The organism is Methanobrevibacter sp., assembly GCF_015062935.1.
In the GTDB taxonomy this organism is placed as follows: domain Archaea; phylum Methanobacteriota; class Methanobacteria; order Methanobacteriales; family Methanobacteriaceae; genus Methanocatella.
Genome location: NZ_SUTM01000040.1, coordinates 1300 through 6670, shown reverse-complemented (window position 1 = coordinate 6670; position 5371 = coordinate 1300). Strand labels below are relative to the sequence as shown.

Sequence of the window (5371 nt, the reverse complement as noted above, 5' to 3'; positions counted from 1 at the left end):
CCAATAAGAGCAAAATTCTTGCATTGGTTTACATTATCTGGAAAAGAAATTTTCAGTAAATACTCATCACCGGCCCCTCCAAGACCTTTTGTAAAACCGGCTTTTGAAGAGACAAGCAATCGAGCAGTAGATATTTTAAAGGTGGAGATTTACAATGCTACAAACTGATGAAATAATTTTAAAAATATTATTAAATGCAAAAAATGAGGAAAACCAATTATTAAAACATTTTAAAATTTCATATCCTTCTAAACAAGTTGTTCAGGAAAGTAATAGCATTTTTGTTGGAGCTGTTGATAGTGAAAGTAATATTGAAGGTTTTGACTTTTCAAGTTTCACAGATCTGGTTGAAATTCTTATAGTTACTAAAAACCGCAACTACACAGAAGCACTTAAAATCATCAAAACTGTTTCAAAAGAAATCACCAGATTAATCTATGAAAACAATGATTTGTTTGACAATAAACCAATCATTAGAAATATAACTCCAGAATATAATAGAGATTTTGTTTTAACAAGAGGCCATTTAAGAATTCAAGTGAAAAGCAAACCAGAATCGTTAGTTCCATCTGAAGAAGATTATTATTTATGTAATTTATTATTAGAAAAAATTGAAGAAAAGTGATTGTTTATGGTAAAATTTGATTTAGATAAAGAATTAGATGATTTACTTTGTCCCAATATGTTCAAATCAGGATTAAGATATTACATTTCATCTAATAATATTTCTATCAATAATAAAAAAGAATTTGAAAAAATCATTAAAGAATATGCGAATTTGAAAATAGGGGGTTGAAATTATGGCTTCATTACCAAAAGTTCAGATTTTCAATAAAAGAAATCCCGTAAAAAGCAAACCTGGACTAGCATCAAAGATAGCTTTAATCGGTGCTTTTGATTCCACTGAAACTGAACCATTATTATTTACCAAAATTGATGATGCTCATGAAGAATTAGGAAATGATACTAGTTACGCTGGTGTTGCATGTTTGGATGAATTGTTTTACGGAGCTTCAAGTATTTTAGCTGTAAATATCACCACCAAATCTGGAAGCGGTGAAAATGAGGTTGTTGATAAAGACATCACTCCAGGAAAACTAACATCAGCATTGTCTAAAATAAGTGGTGAGGACTTTAACATGTTATACATAGCAGTTAAAGTTGATTCCAATTTAATTCCAATAATTACTGAATTTTTAGACAAAAGGTTTAAGGATAAATTACCGGCCGGTTATGTATCATTTATAAATTTCGATGCAAGTCTGGCTGGAGATTTCAGTTACGGATTGTTGAACCAGCAATTAATAGTAAATGATACCTTACTATCTGAGGTGGAAAGTGCAGCATATTATTGCGGTGTTCTTGCAAGCTTAAATGTTGGAAATAGTATGACAATGAAAGTGGTTCCAAATGTAACTGGTGTTACTCCAGAATTATCATTTGAAACAGGTGGAAATGGTTTATCATTACTTGAATCTGGTATAACTACATTCAGATGTCAGGATCGTGGAAATAACAAATATGTTGTTGTCAACAGCGAACAACCAAACGGTTATGATTTATATATCAACCGGGCACGTGATTTTATTGTACGTGAAATGAGCCTACATCAATTCTTAGGTGAAAGAAACCGTACTGCAACTTTAAATGAAATCAAACAGGAATTGGATAGGGTCAAAGATAGGTGTGTAAACACTTTAGATTTACTTGAAGACATTGAATACACTGTAGAAAAGAAATCTCCAAAGTGCGTTGATATTAATATTACCAAATTGTTATTTGCTGGAATTATCACTGAAATCGACGTTTACATTACAATTGAGGTGGAATAGATGGCTAATAAGGAAGTTATTATTGACGGTAAAAAAATGATGTATGGAACATCAGCAAAAGCAAGTCCTGAAACAAATACTTCAAGCACTTCCACCTTTGACGGTGTAGTAAATGAGGGACTTGACGAAGTACCGTGGAGCCTTGAATTTTCAAAATTAAGATATGAAGGATTGGCTTCACACAAAGAGATGTCAGAAACTTTAGATAAAATGATAAGCACACCTGCAATGGTTACTATAAGAGAAACTGTCATCACACCAGATGAGTCATACACCATCGTAGATAATTATTTCAATTGTTTAGTAAATGGTAACGATTATGAAGTAAAACCTGATGAAAAAACCGTTGAAAATATCAAGCTCAAAGCAAGTAGAAGAGATAGGAAATATGAATAAAACACTTTAAACTTTGTTTTATTCATTCTTTTTTTTTAAAAAATTTTTAAACAAATTATTTTTATTTATGGAGATTTGAAAATGTCTGCTGAAAAAGAAAAGCAAAAAGAATTAGAACACTTACAAAAAGAGGAAGAAATTTTTGAATTGGATCAGATAATCACTGAAGGAACAAATGCTAAAATACCATTCACATTCATTTATCCAAATACTACAAAAAAGGTTGGAGTTTTAATAAGACCATTATCAACAAATGAATATCAAAAAGCCATATTATCAAGTAAAAGACTGAAAACTAATCTATTGATTGAACTTGCTAAATTAGGCGTTTATAAACTTGATGAAAGCAAATTCCCTGATGATTTACTGGCTGAATTGCCGGCTGGTGTAATAACAAGAATTACAAATGAAATTAACAGAATAAGTGGTGTGGAATTGATGGATACATCAGAAGATGCACAACAACAAATATTTGATGATTTAATGGGGTTTTAGACCTAAAAACTGGTAAATTAAGACATTTAACTCAATTATATATTGCGGGACATAGATTAAACAATGGAAATATTGAAAATTTGACAATCTTACAACAAATGGCAATAATATGTATGAAAGAAATTGCAAGACAACATAGCTTGAAAAATAAAGCATTTTTAGTAGTTGATTAACAATGGCAGATAATAATCTTGATATTAACATTACAGCAAGAGCTGACAAGACTGAAGTTGAGGATTTGTCCGAAGCCATATCCACACTAAAAGAAATGGAAAGTGATGTAGATATTGATGTTAATGTTGAAGATTCAGAAGTTGTTAATGCTGAAGAATCTGTAGAAAATCTTGATACCTCAATGCAAAATGCCTCAAATAGTTCTGATAATTTATCTTCATCATTAAGTGGCATTGACAGTTCACCTATAGATGAATTAGGGGGTTCTGCTCAAAATGCTGAATCAGATGTTGAAGGATTAGGGAATAGTCTTGAATTAATTGAAGCCGGAGCTTTAATGAGTATATCAAGTGAGTTATCCAGTATTGGTAGTAACGCTGAAGGTATGGCTCAAGATATGAACACAGCAGCCATAAGTGTTGGTCAACTATCGACACAAACAGGTGTTGCCGAACCTAAAATGATTAGTTTAATTAATAATATATCAAATGCTACATTTCCAAATGATGAAGCAATGATGTATGTTAAAAGTCTTGACCAAATCGGTGTTTCTAGTGAAAATCTTGGCAAATCAGCAACAGATTTAGACCGTATTAATGATGCATTTGGTCTGGGTGCTCAAACTACAAATAGCTTAGGTCAGGAACTTAGTGTTCTTGGTGTAGATATGAATAATGTTTCATCAAGTTTTAATGCACTTGCTTATGCTAATTCAAACACTGTCGGCGGAATGCAGAACTATTATACTTTCTTAAGAAAATATGACTCCCAATTCAATGAATTAGGTTTTAATGTTGATCAAGCATCTGTCATTATTGCTGGTGCCACACAAAAATTTGGTGGCGGTCGTGCAGCGTTAACTGGTTTATCAGATGCATTAAAAGAATCTAATGGTGATACAAAAGCATTAGAACAAGCACTTGGACTTCAAGCTGGATCAATTTCAAATGCTTCTCAACTAACTGGTGAATATGAAGGTCAATTACAAACACTTGCTAGTGAAGAAGCTGAACATAAAACTTGGTTGGACCAAATAAATGCTGCTTGGGAAGATATGAGTCTTTTAATGTCTCCTGTATTAGCTCCAATGACTAGTTTTTTAGGTTTAATTGGTCAAGCCGGTTCATTTGCTGTGGGTATTAATGGTATTGTAACTCTTGCAGGTTCATTAAGGACATTAGAATTAACTCAAATTGCAAGTAATATTGCAACTAAAGCGGGTGCTGCAGCTCAATGGTTAATGAATGCAGCAATGAGTGCAAATCCAATAATGATTGTTGTACTTGCAATCATCGCATTGATTGCAGTTTTAGGTTATCTTTACTTTAATAACGAGCAAGTAAGGGCCGCAATAGATGCTTTGGGCCAATCTTTCATATTGGCTGGTCAAATAATTTATACTTCTGTTATGAACTTTGTAAATTGGGTTATAAGTTCACTGCAAAACCTTTACACTTATATTATGACATTAGGAGGATTATTACAATCCAATGTTTCAATAACTGGTAATAATATTGTTGATGGCGTAATTGGTGTAATGATTTTTATAGCAACGCTCCCATTCCAATTAGCAATGATATTCACTAATATGATTGCAAGAACACTTGGATTTGGTAATAATTTTGTCCAGAGAATGTTGAATGCTGGAGTAAATTCAGTTACTCGATTTATGGGTCAAATTTCAAGCATGCCTGGTAGGTTTGTGGCTGAATTGAACAGTATGTTAAGTGCTGTAGGACAATGGGCTGCAACATTACCTCAAAAATTTTGGGAAGCCGGTGTCAATGCTGTTAAAAATTTCCTGAATGCTTTAGGTATTCATTCTCCAGGAATTATGCAAATAAAATTGCTCAAGGAGATGGAGGATACAGGTGATAGAATTCCAACTGCAAGTCAAAACATCATCAGAAATCTCGGAAATGTAGGGGAAAATGCTGTTAAATCCTTCGGAAATCCAAGATTCAATGTTGGTTTTAATACCGACAGTTTAAATGATACCAACGCATCAAATTTCGATTTTTCTAACGAAAATTTATTAGAAGTATTATTGGCTATTGGTGATAATAAAAATGGTAATGTGTTAAATCTCACTTTAAATGTTGACACAGTTGATAAAAGGGAAAGAATTGATGAAATCATTGAAGTTATCAGAGAATACATATTTTGGGATAATAAAACAGCAGGGAGGACAGTATGAGTTTTTTTAGTGTAATAAGTGCTGATGAAATTAGTAAAGGTTCAACTCCTATGGCTTTAAAAGTTATCCAAAACAACGGTGTTGGTGTAACTCCTGATTTAAAAATCATCGTCAATGACCTGAATGAGGGAAACAAACAATTTCTAAACAACGGTTACGGTGGAATTTCATTTAAAATAGATGTAATAATCAATAAAAATGATATGTTTGGAAATACTACAGTTCTTGAAAAGTTGCATGAATGGATGATAACCATGACTCCATTATATGTAGTTAC

At 32.4% G+C, this 5371-nt stretch carries 7 protein-coding genes; all 7 read left to right on the top strand.

The window, feature by feature from the left end:
* Positions 1-154: 154 nt before the first annotated feature.
* On the top strand, positions 155-625 hold the full coding sequence (locus tag E7Z81_RS11980) for a hypothetical protein (RefSeq protein ID WP_292748150.1): 471 nt from the start codon (positions 155-157) through the stop codon (positions 623-625).
* A gap of 6 nt (positions 626-631) precedes the next feature.
* Entirely contained in the window at positions 632-796 is a 165-nt protein-coding gene (locus tag E7Z81_RS11975; protein ID WP_292748148.1) for a hypothetical protein, read from the top strand.
* A 4-nt stretch (positions 797-800) separates the two neighbouring features.
* Complete coding sequence (locus tag E7Z81_RS11970; RefSeq protein WP_292748146.1) at positions 801-1832, top strand: hypothetical protein; 1032 nt, start codon at positions 801-803, stop codon at positions 1830-1832.
* Positions 1833-2228, top strand: a complete 396-nt coding sequence (locus tag E7Z81_RS11965) for a hypothetical protein (RefSeq protein ID WP_292748144.1) — start codon at positions 1833-1835, stop codon at positions 2226-2228.
* 81 nt (positions 2229-2309) lie between these two features.
* Positions 2310-2723 carry a hypothetical protein gene (locus tag E7Z81_RS11960; protein ID WP_292748142.1) on the top strand — a complete coding sequence of 138 codons (414 nt, stop codon included), beginning with the start codon at positions 2310-2312 and terminating at the stop codon, positions 2721-2723.
* 175 nt (positions 2724-2898) lie between these two features.
* Complete coding sequence (locus tag E7Z81_RS11955; RefSeq protein WP_292748140.1) at positions 2899-5094, top strand: hypothetical protein; 2196 nt, start codon at positions 2899-2901, stop codon at positions 5092-5094.
* A partial coding sequence (locus E7Z81_RS11950; RefSeq protein WP_292748138.1) for a hypothetical protein occupies positions 5091-5371 on the top strand: 281 nt, incomplete at its 3' end. The genes E7Z81_RS11955 and E7Z81_RS11950, both read left to right, overlap by 4 nt.

Coding starts and splice junctions, on each gene's coding strand:
- E7Z81_RS11965 (WP_292748144.1), top strand. CDS start 1,833: ATGGCTAATAAGGAAGTTATTATTGACGGTAAAAAAATGATGTATGGA.
- E7Z81_RS11980 (WP_292748150.1), top strand. CDS start 155: ATGCTACAAACTGATGAAATAATTTTAAAAATATTATTAAATGCAAAA.
- E7Z81_RS11955 (WP_292748140.1), top strand. CDS start 2,899: ATGGCAGATAATAATCTTGATATTAACATTACAGCAAGAGCTGACAAG.
- E7Z81_RS11970 (WP_292748146.1), top strand. CDS start 801: ATGGCTTCATTACCAAAAGTTCAGATTTTCAATAAAAGAAATCCCGTA.
- E7Z81_RS11960 (WP_292748142.1), top strand. CDS start 2,310: ATGTCTGCTGAAAAAGAAAAGCAAAAAGAATTAGAACACTTACAAAAA.
- E7Z81_RS11975 (WP_292748148.1), top strand. CDS start 632: ATGGTAAAATTTGATTTAGATAAAGAATTAGATGATTTACTTTGTCCC.